The organism is Acinetobacter sp. YH12152 (assembly GCF_013418285.1).
Lineage (GTDB): Bacteria > Pseudomonadota > Gammaproteobacteria > Pseudomonadales > Moraxellaceae > Acinetobacter > Acinetobacter amyesii.
This window is the reverse complement of sequence record NZ_VPCH01000008.1, coordinates 1-15,200: the sequence shown is the minus strand read 5'-3', so window position 1 is coordinate 15,200 and position 15,200 is coordinate 1. Positions and strand designations below refer to the sequence as shown.

Below are 15,200 nucleotides of genomic sequence, written 5' to 3'. Positions count from 1 at the left end.
TATGAGCCAAAATACCAATACAGAAGATACAATTGATTTAAAAGAATTATTTTTCTCTCTGATTGCACAGTGGAAGTTAATTGCTCTATGTGTGATTTTAAGCCTCGTTTGTGCCTTACTTTATTTAAGAGCAACACCAGATACTTATGCAGTCAATGCTTTAGTACAAGTTGAAGAAAGTAAAGGGGCTTCAGCTGCACTATTGGGTGATCTTTCTAATATGATTGATCAAAAACAACCAGCCCAAGCAGAAATTGAGATTCTTAAATCGCGCTTAGTTCTCGGTACCGTGATTCAAAACTTACATCTCGATCTAAAAATTTCAGGTACTGAAAATTCCTTTACTGACCGATTAATTTCAGCTCATAAATATGCCACCGAATATAAAAATAAATCTGTGGTTTTCAAAGATAATGAAAAAAGTTTTGAAATCCGCCAATTTAATATCCCCGCACTCTATCGCGACAAGGATCTTGGCCTACAGCTTCAAGAAAATAAATTTTCTTTGATTGATCTTCAGGCTGAACAAACAATTTTAACAGCACCATTGAACCAAAAAAATTCTTTACGTACAGCAGAAGGCCTTTGGGAAATCTCAATTTATAGTAAAGATCAATTCAAAGATCACTATTTAATTCAAAAGCAGTCTCTACCTGCCGCAGTTGATAGTATTTTGGCAAATTATTCTGTTGCTGAAAAAGGTAAAATGACGGGCGTGCTTGGCCTTAACTATCAAGGCCAAGATAAAGAACATATTACTCAGGTTCTAAATGCCATTTTAGCAGCCTACAGCCATCAAAATATTGAACGACGCTCTGCTGAAAGTGCACAAACTTTAAAATTCCTGGACGAACAACTCCCTGAGCTAAAACAACAACTTGATGTCGCAGAACGTGAATTTAACAAATTCCGTCAAGAGTTTAATACGGTAGATGTCACTAAAGAGTCTGAGTTGTATTTAACTCAAAGTATTACACTCGAAACCCAAAAAGCACAGCTTGAACAAAAAGTAGCTGAGGCGTCTGCAAAATACACCAGCGAACACCCAGTAATGCAGCAAATGAATGCACAATTGGGGGCAATCAATCGCAAAATTGGTGAGCTAAACACCACTTTAAAGAAATTACCAGATTTACAACGCCGCTATTTACAGCTTTATCGTGAAGTTGAAGTGAAACAGCAACTCTATACCGCTCTACTCAACTCTTACCAACAACTCCGTATTGCAAAAGCAGGGGAAATTGGTAATGTCCGCATCGTTGATACTGCAGTAGAGCCAATTGAACCTATTAAACCTAAAAAGTTAATTGTCCTTATACTCTCGCTATTTGTCGGTGGCTTTATTGGTGTATTAATTGCTCTTGTTCGCAATATGCTTCGCTCAGGAATTAAAGATTCTTCAGAAATTGAAAATAATTTGGATCTTCCGGTTTATGCCACTGTGCCACGTTCGCCTGTTCAAGAAAGCCGTATTAAACTCTTGAAGAAGAAGAAAACAATTCCTGTTCTTGCCGTTAAAAATAGCGATGATATTGCAATTGAAAGCCTGCGCAGTATGCGTACTGCCATTCACTTTGCACTGACATCTGCAAAAAATAACCTGATCATGATTTCGGGGCCAGCACCAGAAGTTGGTAAATCGTTTATTTCAACCAACTTAGCTACGATTCTTGCGCAAAGCGATAAACGTGTTTTAATTATTGATGCCGATTTACGTCGTGGTTATTTGAACAAATACTTCAATCATGACAACCAACCAGGTCTTTCTGAGTATTTAAATGGTCAGCGTGATCTAGACAACATCATTAAAACCACTGAAATTCCAAATTTGAGTGTGATTACTCGTGGTAAAAGCCCTTCTAATCCATCTGAGCTTTTAAGTTCTGGTAAATTCAAAGAATTCTTAGATTTGATTTCACCGATGTTTGATCATGTGATCATTGATACCCCTCCTGTACTTGCGGTGACAGACGGTATCATTATTTCGCAATATGCTGGTGTGAATTTGGTGATTGCTCGTTATGCGAAGACTCAGTTGAAAGAACTAGAGTTAACCGTGAACCGCTTTGAACAAGTGGGTGTGAAGGTCAATGGTATTATTCTAAACGACATTCAACGTAGCTCAGCTGGTTATGGTTATGGTTATGGTTATGGTTATAACTATTCTTATGGTTATAAAGCTTCAAAAGACCAAGACTAATTCAAGCCTATTCAAAAAAGCCACCGAATACGGTGGCTTTTTATATTTTCGAAATTTATGTTGCATGCATCTTTCTGTATAAAAAATGTTTTATATATTCATACCGTTATAGTATAAAAATAAGAACATGACTATGATGATCTTTCCTGCACCTTACCTGATCATAGAGATAGGTAAGCGCTGAACAGGAAAAGTCTGCTAGAATTTCAGCAACTTTTTACATATAAAATAATTGTGGGAAAATATATGAGTAAGGCCCTACCTATCGCTGTCGCTGTATTACTCGGCGGTGCCGCACTTGTTCCTGTTTACTATGCAACTAAAACACCTGCTACGCAATCAGCAACATCAACTCAACCAGCTGCAAATGCTTCTGCTGTCGCTAAAATCAGTTATGCACTTGGTTATGAAGTTGCCCATCAAACGCCTCCAGAATTAGATATTGATAGCTTTGTCACTGGCGTTCGTGCGGGTCATGCTCGTGCAAAACCTGCATATACTGAAGAAGAATTACAAAAAGCATATGCTGAGTTCCAGCAAGAAATGCAAAACAAGCAGCTCGAAAGCAATAAGCAAGCACAAAGTAGCAGCGATAATTTCTTAACAGAAAACAAAAGTAAAGCTGGGGTTAAAACCACTGCTTCTGGTTTACAGTACCTAACAACGAAAGAAGGTACAGGTAAACAACCGCAAGCCACATCAGTTGTTAAAGTTCACTACACAGGTAAGTTAGTGGATGGCACAGTATTTGATAGTTCAGTACAGCGCGGCGAGCCAATTGAATTCCCATTGAACCAAGTAATTCCAGGTTGGACTGAAGGTCTACAGTTAATGAAAGAAGGCGGTAAAGCCACTTTATATATTCCTTCAAACTTAGGTTATGGTGCTCAAGGTGTTCCAGGAACGATTCCACCGAACAGTACTTTAATTTTTGATGTAGAACTCATTGAAGTTAAATAATAAAACCGGTACAGGAGAGCTTTTCGCTCTCCTGCTTTATTTTGAGACTCGGTCATGAAATTACAGATCAGTATGTTGTGTTTGGCACTCTGCTCAAGCACTGTATTTGCCAAAGATGTCAGTAATAAAAGTAGTGCTGCAGAACAAGTCGGTTATAGTTTTGGTTATTTAATGGGACGCAGTAATGCTGAATCCATTAAAGACTTAGATATTGATGCATTTGTTGCAGGTTTAAAGGCAGCATCTAAAGGTCAAGCTTCGTCACTAACAGATGAAGAAATGACCCATGCCTTAACTCAATATAAAAAGCAAACCGAAGCGAAACAACTGATTGAACTGAAGCAAAAAGCGGATGCGAATGCCACCATTGGTTCAGCTTTCTTTGCTGAAAATGCCAAAAAACCGGGCATTCAGGTCACGAAATCTGGCCTGCAATATCAAGTCATTCAAGCCGGCAAAGGTAAGTCACCCAAAGCCAATTCAACAGTGAAAGTTCACTATGAAGGTCGCTTAATTGATGGCACTGTTTTTGATAGTTCAATTGCACGCAACCAACCTGCGATGTTCCAAGTGAGCCAAGTCATTCAGGGTTGGACAGAAGGTCTACAGTTGATGAAAGAAGGTGCAAAATATCGCTTCTTTATTCCTGCCAATTTGGGTTATGGTCAAATTGGTTCAGCAGACGTCATTGAGCCAAACAGCACACTGATTTTTGATGTAGAACTCATTGAAGTGCTCCCGAAATAACAAGACTCCCTTCAGGAGCATCGACAAATCTCGGTGCTCCTCAATATTTCTTCGTTCCATTATTTTCTTTTACAATTTTTTTGATTGATTTGACTTAAAATTCACATTGATATCTTATATTTATTTCACAAAAACTCATTTCCCTTTATTTTAAGTCTTCATCAACTGCGCAGCCGCACATAAGGATTTGACCATGACCGTTAAAATTAAGACTCGCGAAATTCAATATACAGCAGCTGATGGAACTCAACTTTTTGGCTATTTTGCCGCACCAGAGTCAGACACTGCGGTCGCAGGTGTGTTAGTTGCCCCGGAATGGTGGGGACGCAATGAATATACCGAACAACGTGCGCGCGAATTGGCAGAACAAGGCTATGCTGCTTTCGCTTTGGATATGTATGGTGACAAAAAAGTCACCACTGATGCAAAGCAAGCTTATGAATGGATGATGCAGACTTTTGATCATACTGACACCATCGTGACCCGTGCGTCTGCTGCATTAAACACTTTGGCACAGCAAAAGGAAGTAAATGCAGATAAACTCGCAGCTATAGGCTTTTGCTATGGCGGAAAAGTCGTGCTGGATTTAGCTCGTTCAGGTGCTGAATTAAAAGCAGTGGTGACCTTCCATGCAACACTTGCTACAGCGACTCCTGCACAAACAGGACAAGTCCAAGCAGAGATTTTAGTGCAACATGGTGAGCTCGATTCGATGGTGAGCTTAGATGATGTTGCAACCTTTAGAAATGAAATGGATGCTGCCCAAGTGCAGTATCAAATCAATATTTTTGAAGGTGCAAAGCATGGCTTTAGCAACCCGATGGCGGATGAACGTGCCAAAGCCAACGGCGTAGATTTAGCTTATAACGCTGCTGCAGAACAGCAAAGTTTAGCGGCCATGTATGCCTTGTTAGCACGCCAGCTTGGTTCTTAAAGCCATAAGAACCAATACCAATATTTAATTTATAAAAATGAGGAGAGCACAATGACAGAACTCAATTGTCCATATTGCAATTTTGACGAATATGACGTGATTGCAAAAAATGATTTTGGTGTTGTACTTCCTGAACCACATACACTGTCTAAAGGGCATGCTGTCATTGTCCCGCTACGTCATGTTGGTTCATTTTTTGAAATTACTGATAAAGAACGTAAAAGTTTAATGTCCTTACTTGAACAAGCGCGTAATGAATTAAATTTACGCTATCAACCCACTGGCTTTCATATTGGGTTTAATGATGGACAAGTTTTTGGCGAAGCCACTGAACATGTGCATATTCACATTATTCCACGTTATGAAAACCAAACATTGGCGCTTGATACCCGCTGGGGCTTTAAAAGCTAAACTTTAAATTTACACTCACTAAGGAGCTTCGGCTCCTTTTTTGATAGCCGCTATTTTTGCATTTCCCCTGATATACAGATTTCGTTTTGAACAAAAAGAATACCTATTGAAAGATGTATACTAGGCAGGTTTTTTCAATTTTGACTGTATTGCATGTTTAACTTTTCTGATGCCCTTCTCGACTGGTTTGATGTCCATGGTCGTCATGACTTACCGTGGCAAGTGAAGGATGGCCCTTACAAAGTGTGGGTTTCAGAAATTATGCTGCAACAAACCCAAGTCAAAACTGTCCTACAATATTTTGATCGATTTATTCAACGATTTCCGACTGTTGAAGATTTAGGCCATGCTTCTTGGGATGATGTGGCGCCCTATTGGGCTGGCTTAGGCTACTATGCACGGGCTCGGAACTTACACAAAGCCGCAGGAATTGTTGCACGTCAGGGACATTTTCCAAGCAAACTTGAGCAGTGGATGGAACTACCGGGCATCGGCCCGTCTACCGCGGGTGCGCTGATGTCTTTGGGTTTAAGACAATATGGCGTGATTATGGACGGCAACGTCAAGCGAGTATTGTCTCGTTTCTTTGCTATAGAAGATGATTTATCGAAACCTGTACATGAACGGGCCATGTGGCAACTGGCGACAGAGCTCTGCCCCACTGAACGCAACCACGATTATACCCAAGCGATTATGGATCTTGGTGCAACCGTTTGCACGCCGAAAAAACCACTCTGTTTATCTTGTCCCATGCAACAGCACTGCAAAGCACATGCTCAGGGTTTAGAAACTGAATTACCTTATAAAAAGCCTAAAAAGCCTGTTCCTGTAAGAGAAGCTCAAGTCATGCTGATTCAATCTGCAGGAGAATGGCTGTGGATACAACGTCCGAATAGCGGTCTATGGGGCGGTCTGTGGTGTTTACCTATTTTTGATCAACCCCATGAGTTTCAATCCCACACTCAGCAACTTGGACTGAAACCTACCACCACTCAAGTGCAGATATCACATAGCTTTACCCACTTCACTTGGCTTTTAGAAGCTACTGTATTTACCGTTGCTGCCGATCAAAAAGAACATTTGGCCATTGAATGCAACGCACAGTGGTTTACACCGATACAAGCCACTTCACTCGGTATTCCTACTGCAATGAAAAAACTCATTTCTACGCTAGAACTCGAAAGCCATTCTATGCCATAGTTTTGAACTGCTCATCAATTGAATAGGGACAAATGTGACTCAAGGATTTTTTCAGCTTCGCAAAGGGTTGTTCGGCGGTATTGGTTTTATTTTGCTTTTACTCAGCGCCTGTACGTCGACTCCACCCAAACCATCAGGCAGTACATTGCCTGCTCATGAAGTGAAAAAATTACAAAACATGCGTTTATCCAATCAATTGCCTGTTCCTGTTCATCAAGTCAAACGAAGTGCGCTTAAGGATACTTGGGGCGCAGCGCGTAGCCAAGGACGAAGCCACGAAGGCATTGATATTATTGTTCCACGTGGAACAAAAGTCCTCAGTGCTACAGAAGGTTTAGTTGCTGACTTACGTAATAACAATTTGGGTGGTAAAGTGATATGGATTATGGGGCCCGCAGGTTCTTGGCATTATTATGCGCATCTTGATGGTCATAAACGTGGCTTAAATGTCGGTGACTATGTCAAAAAAGGTGATGTCATTGGCTATGTAGGTAATACTGGCAATGCTCGACATACTGCACCACATTTGCATTATGGCATTTACTTGGGTGGTAAAGGTCGCAATGCCGTTAACCCCTATCCGTATTTACGTTAATTTTAGGAAACATACATGTCAGAAGCGTTGATCAATCGTCTGGTGGAATTTGCAGAATCTGGTAATCAACAAAAAATCAGCCTCAATGGACAGTCTTATCAGGGCTGGATCATGGAGATCACTGAAGAAGCATTACTCATCAGCACCGGCTACGCAGACAAATCAGGTAAAGATGTATGGATTCAATTTGCCGATCTCGATCAAGCGGAACTGTTGTATTGGGACAATAAAAACGATCAATGGACTGTCTTTAAAATTTAAGTCAAAAGGAGCATTCAACATGACGATACAACGCTGTGCTTGGTGCTCCGAAGATCCTTTATATATTGCCTACCACGACACTGAGTGGGCTAAACCTAGTTTTGATGAGCAGCATCTCTTTGAAATGCTATGTCTTGAAGGACAACAAGCGGGGCTGTCTTGGATCACTGTGCTGAAAAAGCGGGCCTGCTATCAGCAACATTTTTTTCAATATCCCATTGCCGAAATCGCAGCGTTGAGTGACCTACAATTACAAGAAAAATTACAAGATTCAGGTTTGATTCGCCATATCGGCAAACTCACTGCCATTCGTGATAATGCCAAAGCATGGCAACAGTTAAAAGCCCAAGGGATTCATCCGGTGGAATTTCTTTGGAATTTTGTCGAAGGTCAAATTGCCAATAATGATGTAGTTGAATATCGCAGCGCCCCTGCACAAACCGCTCAAAGTCAGGCCATGTCCAAAGCATTAAAAAAGCATGGCTTTAAATTTGTCGGCCCAACGACTTGCTATGCTCTGATGCAAGCTATCGGCATGGTCAATGATCATGAAAATCACTGTGACTTTAAATACACGCACGCAGAATGACCTCAAAAACAGAAAGGATAGAATAATGAGTGACAATACAATTCAAGCCTATGCAGCAATGAACAGTGGTGAAGCCCTTGTTCCCTACCAATTTGATGCAGGTGAATTACAAGCCCATCAGGTTGAAGTCAAAGTCGAGTATTGCGGTCTTTGTCACTCAGATATTTCTATTATCCAAAATGATTGGAAATCTTCGGTATATCCTGTAGTCCCTGGGCATGAAGTGATTGGAACCATTACCCAACTCGGCAGCGAAGCCAAAGGACTGAAAATCGGACAACGTGTGGGCATAGGCTGGACAGCAGAAAGTTGTCAACACTGTGACCCATGTATCGATGGTCGCCAAGTGCAATGTACTGGAACCAAGACAGCGACAATCGTCGGTCATGCAGGTGGCTTTGCCGACAAAGTCCGTGCTGGCTGGCAATGGGTTATTCCGCTTCCAGATGATCTTGATCCAACCAGTGCTGGTCCTCTGCTCTGCGGCGGGATTACGGTATTTGATCCCATTTTACAGCACCAAATTCAGGCCATTCACCATGTTGCCGTGATCGGCATTGGTGGTTTAGGTCATATGGCGATTAAACTGCTCAAAGCTTGGGGCTGTGAAATTACCGCATTTAGTTCAAACTTAGATAAAACCGATGAACTTAAAGCCATGGGTGCTGACCATGTGGTGAATAGTCGTGATCTTGCTGCAATTAAAGCGCAGCGTGGGAAATTCAATTTGATTTTAAGCACGGTCAATGTGACGTTGGATTGGCAAGCCTATCTTTCGACTTTGGCACCGAATGGAAGCGTTCACATGCTCGGCCTAGCACTTGAGCCGATGCAAATCTCCGCAGGTATGCTGATCAGTGGTGCTAAATCTGTCACTGGCTCATCAACAGGCTCTCCTGCAGCACTGCGTGAATTACTTCGATTCGCCGCACGTCAAAATATTGCACCACAAATTGAAATGTATCCAATGTCTCAGGTGAATGAAGCGATTGAACGTTTGCATTCAGGAAACGTGCGTTATCGTGTTGTGCTGAAAGCTGATTTTTAACGCTAAAAATCTAAGCCCAAAAAGCCTGCTGCATGCAGGCTTTCTTCTGCCCTTTATACACTCATCAAAATTAGACGGTGTTTGTATTTATGCATTCCTTACGCAGTTTCGAGCGGGTCTAATCATCTTCAGCACACTCACGCTTATGGCGTGCCAACCCGAACAGCACACTCAAGCCCAAAGCCAGCAGAATTTTATCTGTAAATCTTTAATTCAAGGTTTTTTGAGTGCCCAAAAACTGACGCAATATGAACTTGAGCAGATCCAACCGATCACCAGCGGCGGGTTACATCAGCAGCTATATATTTATAAAGCCAAATCTGAAAACGGCATGAATATCATGCCGCAGCAAGCCAAACTTCGCTTTGCCTGTGAACAAATGACCGCGCGGCAATTTCAAATCAAGCTACATCCGCATCCATTTCCAGAACAGACCTTACTCAGTATCAAACTTCCAGAAGCACAGCACATGCAGCAGTTGACTGCTTTTCGCCTGCCTGAGATGCAAAGTCATTGATCGTTCATATTGAACTGAATCATTACTGCTGCTTATTTTAAAATTTCGGGAAATGCCGTTGCAGTTTTGCTTTTACCCAACTGCACTTTCATTTTTTGTAGCATTTGATAAGGCTGTTGCTGCACAAACATATTCACGAAACTGAGCGGAATGGAACCTTCCGGATTGGCGTAGCCATAGGTCGAAACTTTGACCTTTTGATTGCCTAAACGCTGGAAGGTCCAATCGCCCTCATAGTCGGTGAGGCGTACATAATTGGGATTGATCGGATAACCTTTTTTCACCGCTTTATTTTGGATGCTAATAATGCCCTGTGCATCTTTACGCATTTTGCCTTGTACCACTAAATCACGGTCTTTCAAGGGAAAAGGGAAATCCAGCACCATATATAAGCTGAATTCACCTTTCTGGTCATCACGGGATAAGACTTTGACACTGCCCATATAAGGGACCCAATTCACTGCATTTTCCACATCTAAAATCAGGGAAACCGCTTTTTCGATGGGCACATCAAAACTAGTTTCAGCTTTGTATTGAAAGACAGGATTTTGAGCATTTTGGTAGGTCCAAACTTTAATATTATTTTTATTAATCGTGAGTTTGGCATTATCCATAGTTTTCGCTTGTACTGCCGCAGTGAATGCGACAGCACAGGCCATAAAGATGACTTTTTTCATTCCATTGATCGTCTTATTTTAATTTTATGCTGTTGTTATAACGGATTTTAACGCGCTTTTATACGTCAATATCGTTAAAACCCAGTACATCTTTCATATCGTACTTACGTGCTTCACGACCGACTACCCATGCAGCTGCACGTACTGCACCAGAGGCAAAGTTCATACGGTTGGTCGCTTTATGGGTAATTTCAACACGTTCGCCATCCGCAATAAACATCGCAGTATGTTCACCAACAATGTCACCACCACGAATCGTTTGGAAGCCAATGGTTTGACGTTCACGTGGACCCGTATGACCTTCACGGCAATACACAGCATCTTGTTTTAGGTCACGTCCTAAAGCACCGGCAATAGCTTCGCCCCACATTAGCGCTGTACCTGATGGTGCATCAACTTTATGACGATGATGAGCTTCAATCACTTCAATATCCACAGTATCGCCAAACACTTTTGATGCCAATTCAAGAAGTTTGATTGAAACGTTTACACCGACAGAATAGTTCGCTGCATAGACCACTGGGGTTTCTGTTGCTGTTTCATCGAGATAAGCTTTTTGCTCATCATTCATACCTGTGGTACCAATGACAATCGCAACACCTGCTTCACGGCAAAGTTTAAGATGCTGTGCCGTTGCTGCAGGAGCAGTAAAGTCGATCACGACATCACAATCTTTTAAAACCTCAACAAGGTTACCGACAACCTTTACGCCAACCGCGCCAATCCCTGCAAGTTCACCGGCATCCGCACCGACTAAGCTACTTTCAGGACGTTCTACCGCAGCAGCCAATTGATAGCCAGCTTGCTGAACCGCCTGAATTAAGATGCGTCCCATACGACCGCCTGCGCCCAAGATACCAATACGTGGAGCTGCTGACATAACATTTTCCTAATGTTGATTCGAAATTGGTCTTACTATATCAAAACTCCATGCGCAGGCTAAGTTACAAACAAAAAAATCCTGCATTTTCCGAAGGCATTTTGCAAATCAAGCTCTTCGACAGATGCTGACTATTCCCTCACCAAGTTTGGGCATTTTCACGGTATGATAGGCGCGTTCTATTGATCTTGAATATTCATGAAAACCCTATTGTATCTTTGTGCGGCAGTCTGTATTGCACTGGCATGGCTGATTCCGATTCATTACCGACCTTGGGCCACGTATACCGGTGAGCTTTATACCTTCTTTGCCCTGTTTGCCTTAGCGGCAACGTTCTTTAAAGAAAAGCTCATGGTGGCAAAAATTTCCTTGCCCCTGTTGCTCTTAGCGCTGATTCCCTTCATCCAACTGGCTTTTGGGCAGGTGTATTATTTTAGTATTGCCTTGCTCTGTATGCTGTTTGTGTTCAGCTTCTGGCTGTGTATCAATCTTGGTTTCAGCCTCTCGCAAGGTACGGAAAAACGCGAAAAAACCTTCCTATACCTGAGCTATACCTTTGTTGCTTCGGGTGTCATGACCGGACTCATCGCAATATGTCAGTGGTTAGATTTTGACTCGTTTCTTCCTTTTGTGATGAAAATTAGTGGAACTACGCGCCCATTTGCAAACTTTGCTCAGCCGAATAACATGGCCACGTTTCTGCTCATGTCCTTGTTAGCCTGCTTATATGTTTATGAACAGCAAAAAGTTAAAACCCGCTATTTGGTCGCTTGTGCAATTCCTATTTTAATTGGGGTCGCGCTCAGCCAATCTCGCACCTCTTGGGTGGCAAGTATCTGCGTCCTAATCTATTTGGCTTATGCACAGTACAAAGATTATATCCGTCTTCGCTGGTTTTACAGCTTGGCATGGTTTATCGGCTTTGTGGCACTGATTGTATTGATGCCAAAATTAAGTCAAATCATGAGCCAAATGTCCGACATGAATATTCAAGAAAGTCGTGACGTGGTCAAACGTGCTGGTGGCGATATGTCTCGTTTAGCCATTTGGCAACAAATGGCGCATGCCGTAGCTGCACAGCCTTGGTTTGGCTATGGTTGGCATCAAACCAGTAGCGCTTTTGTCTCGATCTCTGACACGGTACAAGGGCCTGTATGGATTCGTAGCTCACACAATTTTATTTTGGATTTCTTATTGTGGAATGGCGCCATTATTGGTGTGCCGTTCTTGGCCTATTTCGCTTATTGGGGCATCCAATTACAGAAGTTAGCCAAGTCTGCATTATCTGTGATTGGCCTATTGATGGTCGGTGTCTTCGTTATTCATGCCATGTTGGAGTTTCCGCAAAACTACGCATATTTCTTACTGCCTGCGGGTTTTATTATCGGGATTCTTCAAGCAGCGAAGCCACAGACGGCTACTTTGAGCCTGTCTCCGTGGTTTATCCGCATTGTTTTCGTGATTGGCGCCGTGCTGATTACGGTGATTTATCGTGATTATGCCAATGCAGCGATTCAGCTGGGTCAGGCATCAAAATATGAAAAAACACCGGAGAAAATCACCAACCATGAGCCGATCTATTTACTCACGGAATTTAGACATCGGGTAGCGATTATTCGTTTAAATCCATATTCCATCGTTTCTGAACAAACCATTCAGGATACTGAAAAATTGGTTCGCAGCTATCCAGCGAAATACCACATCATTAAATATGCACGTTTATTGGCATTTAATGGTCGTGAGGCTGAAGCACGTCATCAGCTACAGCGTCTTAAAAATATCTATAGGCTCGACATGAGCTATGAGAGTTTATTACCGCCTACAGCACAGCCGAAACCTTAAAACGCTCAATAAAAAAGCCTGCAATTATGCAGGCTTTTTTATACCTGAGTTCACATCACAGCGAACTCAAGCAAATCATTTCAATTAATCAAACAAACGGTCGAAGAATGATTTTTTCTTCGGAGATGATTTATTGTCATCGCCATCCATCGTGTCTTGTAACTCTTTCAACAATTCACGTTGACGAGCCGTTAAGTTCACAGGCGTTTCCACCACGATACGGCAGAGTAAGTCACCGGTCATGCTGGTACGTACAGGCTTCACACCTTTACCACGTAAGCGGAACAATTTACCAGTTTGAGTCCCTTCAGGTACTTTCAAGCTCACACGACCATCGAGTGTCGGAATTTGAATTTCTTTACCCAATGCAGCATCTGCAATGCTTACAGGCACATCCATATATAGGTCAGCGCCATCACGTTGGAAGATTTCGTGTTCACGTACCACCACTTCTACATATAAGTCGCCTGCTTGGCCATCACGGATCGCCTCGCCTTTGCCACTTAAACGTACGCGGTCGCCATTGTCCACACCTGCAGGAATGGTCACCTCTAAAGTTTGCTGACGGTCAGAAACCCCTGAACCATGACATTTATTACATGGGTTCTTAATGATTTTACCTTGACCACGACAGGTGCTACAGGTTTGCTGCACAGAGAAGAAGCCCTGTTGCATACGCACTTGACCGGCACCATGACAGGTTTTACAGGTTTCAACGTCATTCGGATTTTTAGATCCTTTACCATCACAGGCATCACATGGCGCTGGCGCAGTAAAGGTAATGGTTTTTTTCACGCCCTTCACAGCTTCCTCAAGGGTAAGCTCCATAACATAGCGTAAGTCTGAACCACGGCGTGCACGTTGCTGACCACCACGGCCACCACCGCCAAATGCGCCACCGAATATGTCACCAAACTGACTAAAGATATCTTCTGCGCTAAAACCGCCACCGAAGCCACCGCCGCCGCCCATGCCGCCTTCAAAAGCTTGATGTCCCATACGGTCATACATACTACGTTTTTCGCTGTCCGATAAAACTTCATATGCTTCTGCAGCTTCTTTGAATTTTTCTTCAGCTTCTGGGTTATCTGGATTACGGTCAGGGTGATACTTCATCGCCAACTTACGGTAGGCTTTTTTAATTTCATCATCACTTGCGGTTTTAGATACACCTAAAACCTCATAATAATCACGTTTAGCCATGTCTGGCGATGCTCCTCACGGAATTTAATTTAATACTTAACTGTGGTCTGAAATTGGGGAATCAAACCATTTTTTCAAGGGGTAGGCAGGAAAAAAATAAATCGACTTAGAAAACAGCCTTATTTTTAACGAATTTGGATAGACCTTGGATCCATGCATTTAATAGATACAAAAAGGCAATCGAAGAAAAGATCACACCAATTACCGTGCATGCAGTCACCCAAAGATAGGTGTCCCAATAATAGAAAAATAAAGGAATAAACCACAGTGCGGCAAAAATGGCCATCATGGAATAAATCACGACGGTGCGCATGACCCAAAGCGCTTGGGCTTGTAGCCAAACTTCTGTAGAATCGATTTGAGTCACTTTGCGTGCAAAACCGTAGGCAAATACACCACTAATCAGGGTAAATAAAGCGAAAAACATGAAGACATAAGAAATCGCAATATAACGGCGATACTTAGCTAAACTCTCTGCTGTCATCTGTGATTCAACCCCGTACACCACAATATGCCGCGCTGCACTTGTGGTAGTTTTACTTTTTAAAAATGTCTTTGTAGATCAGGTGCTACTATAGAGAAAAATTCAATATTTCGCACCCAATATTATGACACTTTTAAGGATTCTGCTGAGTTTTTTTCACTTTAAACCACTGTGCATATAGCGCAGGTAAAAAGAACAAGGTCAGCAGGGTCGCCACGATCAATCCACCCATAATCGCCACGGCCATTGGACCGAAGAAAATACTGCGAGAAAGTGGAATCATCGCCAATACAGCGGCCAATGCAGTCAACACAATGGGACGGCAACGACGTACCGTCGCATTGATAATCGCATCCCAAGCCGACTCCCCGGACTGAATATCTTGTTCAATCTGATCAATCAAAATCAGTGAATTGCGCATAATCATTCCTGACAGTGCAATCGTGCCGAGCATTGCCACAAAACCAAAGGGTTTATTGAACAATAACAGGAATAACACCACGCCAATAATGCCCAAAGGTGCAGTTGACATACTCCCACCACCAAGCTAAGAGCTATGGTGGGGGAATCTTTGCGACCCATGCAATCTTAGAGATTGCACCTTTCGATACCGCACTGCGCTGACAGTATGGCGGTACAGGAACTCTTTATA

16 protein-coding genes and 1 pseudogene are annotated in these 15,200 nt (G+C 42.5%); 12 read left to right on the top strand and 5 right to left on the bottom strand.

Annotation, left to right across the window (positions count from 1 at the left end):
* Position 1 precedes the first annotated feature (1 nt).
* The 11 genes from FTU83_RS04290 to FTU83_RS04240 all read left to right on the top strand — a co-directional run bounded on the left by FTU83_RS04290 (position 2) and on the right by FTU83_RS04240 (position 9,462).
* Positions 2-2,200 carry a polysaccharide biosynthesis tyrosine autokinase gene (locus FTU83_RS04290; RefSeq protein ID WP_180105780.1) on the top strand — a complete coding sequence of 733 codons (2,199 nt, stop codon included), beginning with the start codon at positions 2-4 and terminating at the stop codon, positions 2,198-2,200.
* 246 nt (positions 2,201-2,446) lie between these two features.
* Positions 2,447-3,160, top strand: coding sequence for an FKBP-type peptidyl-prolyl cis-trans isomerase (locus tag FTU83_RS04285; protein WP_078191625.1), 714 nt, complete (start codon positions 2,447-2,449; stop codon positions 3,158-3,160).
* Between the two features lie 54 nt (positions 3,161-3,214).
* On the top strand, positions 3,215-3,907 hold the full coding sequence (locus tag FTU83_RS04280; RefSeq protein ID WP_180105781.1) for an FKBP-type peptidyl-prolyl cis-trans isomerase: 693 nt from the start codon (positions 3,215-3,217) through the stop codon (positions 3,905-3,907).
* Between the two features lie 193 nt (positions 3,908-4,100).
* Complete coding sequence (locus tag FTU83_RS04275) at positions 4,101-4,841, top strand: dienelactone hydrolase family protein (protein WP_180105782.1); 741 nt, start codon at positions 4,101-4,103, stop codon at positions 4,839-4,841.
* 51 nt (positions 4,842-4,892) lie between these two features.
* Positions 4,893-5,252 (top strand): HIT family protein, encoded by a 360-nt coding sequence (locus tag FTU83_RS04270; protein WP_078191628.1) that lies wholly within the window; start codon positions 4,893-4,895, stop codon positions 5,250-5,252.
* 153 nt (positions 5,253-5,405) lie between these two features.
* On the top strand, positions 5,406-6,452 hold the full coding sequence (mutY, locus tag FTU83_RS04265; RefSeq protein WP_180105783.1) for an A/G-specific adenine glycosylase: 1,047 nt from the start codon (positions 5,406-5,408) through the stop codon (positions 6,450-6,452).
* A gap of 67 nt (positions 6,453-6,519) precedes the next feature.
* Positions 6,520-7,047 (top strand): M23 family metallopeptidase, encoded by a 528-nt coding sequence (locus FTU83_RS04260; protein WP_168379469.1) that lies wholly within the window; start codon positions 6,520-6,522, stop codon positions 7,045-7,047.
* 15 nt (positions 7,048-7,062) lie between these two features.
* The gene (locus FTU83_RS04255; RefSeq protein WP_078191630.1) at positions 7,063-7,308 is read left to right on the top strand and encodes a hypothetical protein; all 246 of its coding nucleotides are present in this window, start codon (positions 7,063-7,065) and stop codon (positions 7,306-7,308) included.
* Positions 7,309-7,327: 19 nt separating this feature from the next.
* Entirely contained in the window at positions 7,328-7,897 is a 570-nt protein-coding gene (locus FTU83_RS04250) for a DNA-3-methyladenine glycosylase I (protein WP_180042052.1), read from the top strand.
* A gap of 25 nt (positions 7,898-7,922) precedes the next feature.
* Positions 7,923-8,945 (top strand): NAD(P)-dependent alcohol dehydrogenase, encoded by a 1,023-nt coding sequence (locus FTU83_RS04245; RefSeq protein ID WP_180105784.1) that lies wholly within the window; start codon positions 7,923-7,925, stop codon positions 8,943-8,945.
* Positions 8,946-9,090: 145 nt separating this feature from the next.
* Entirely contained in the window at positions 9,091-9,462 is a 372-nt protein-coding gene (locus tag FTU83_RS04240) for a hypothetical protein (RefSeq protein ID WP_180105785.1), read from the top strand.
* Between the two features lie 32 nt (positions 9,463-9,494).
* Here the strand turns inward: FTU83_RS04240 and FTU83_RS04235 are convergent, their stop codons facing one another.
* Both FTU83_RS04235 and dapB read right to left on the bottom strand, forming a co-directional pair.
* The gene (locus tag FTU83_RS04235) at positions 9,495-10,139 is read right to left on the bottom strand and encodes an START domain-containing protein (RefSeq protein ID WP_078191634.1); all 645 of its coding nucleotides are present in this window, start codon (positions 10,137-10,139) and stop codon (positions 9,495-9,497) included.
* Positions 10,140-10,197: 58 nt separating this feature from the next.
* Complete coding sequence (gene dapB / locus FTU83_RS04230) at positions 10,198-11,019, bottom strand: 4-hydroxy-tetrahydrodipicolinate reductase (protein WP_180105786.1); 822 nt, start codon at positions 11,017-11,019, stop codon at positions 10,198-10,200.
* A gap of 198 nt (positions 11,020-11,217) precedes the next feature.
* On the opposite strand from dapB, the gene FTU83_RS04225 reads away from it, so the two are divergent.
* Positions 11,218-12,861, top strand: a complete 1,644-nt coding sequence (locus FTU83_RS04225) for a PglL family O-oligosaccharyltransferase (protein ID WP_180105787.1) — start codon at positions 11,218-11,220, stop codon at positions 12,859-12,861.
* An 84-nt stretch (positions 12,862-12,945) separates the two neighbouring features.
* Here FTU83_RS04225 and dnaJ read toward each other — a convergent pair whose 3' ends face one another.
* The 3 genes and pseudogenes from dnaJ to FTU83_RS04210 all read right to left on the bottom strand — a co-directional run.
* Positions 12,946-14,064, bottom strand: a complete 1,119-nt coding sequence (dnaJ, locus tag FTU83_RS04220; RefSeq protein ID WP_111885156.1) for a molecular chaperone DnaJ — start codon at positions 14,062-14,064, stop codon at positions 12,946-12,948.
* A 106-nt stretch (positions 14,065-14,170) separates the two neighbouring features.
* Positions 14,171-14,548 (bottom strand): hypothetical protein, encoded by a 378-nt coding sequence (locus tag FTU83_RS04215; RefSeq protein WP_180003650.1) that lies wholly within the window; start codon positions 14,546-14,548, stop codon positions 14,171-14,173.
* A 133-nt stretch (positions 14,549-14,681) separates the two neighbouring features.
* Positions 14,682-15,074: pseudogene (locus tag FTU83_RS04210) on the bottom strand (efflux RND transporter permease subunit); the annotation flags it as partial.
* Positions 15,075-15,200 lie beyond the last annotated feature (126 nt).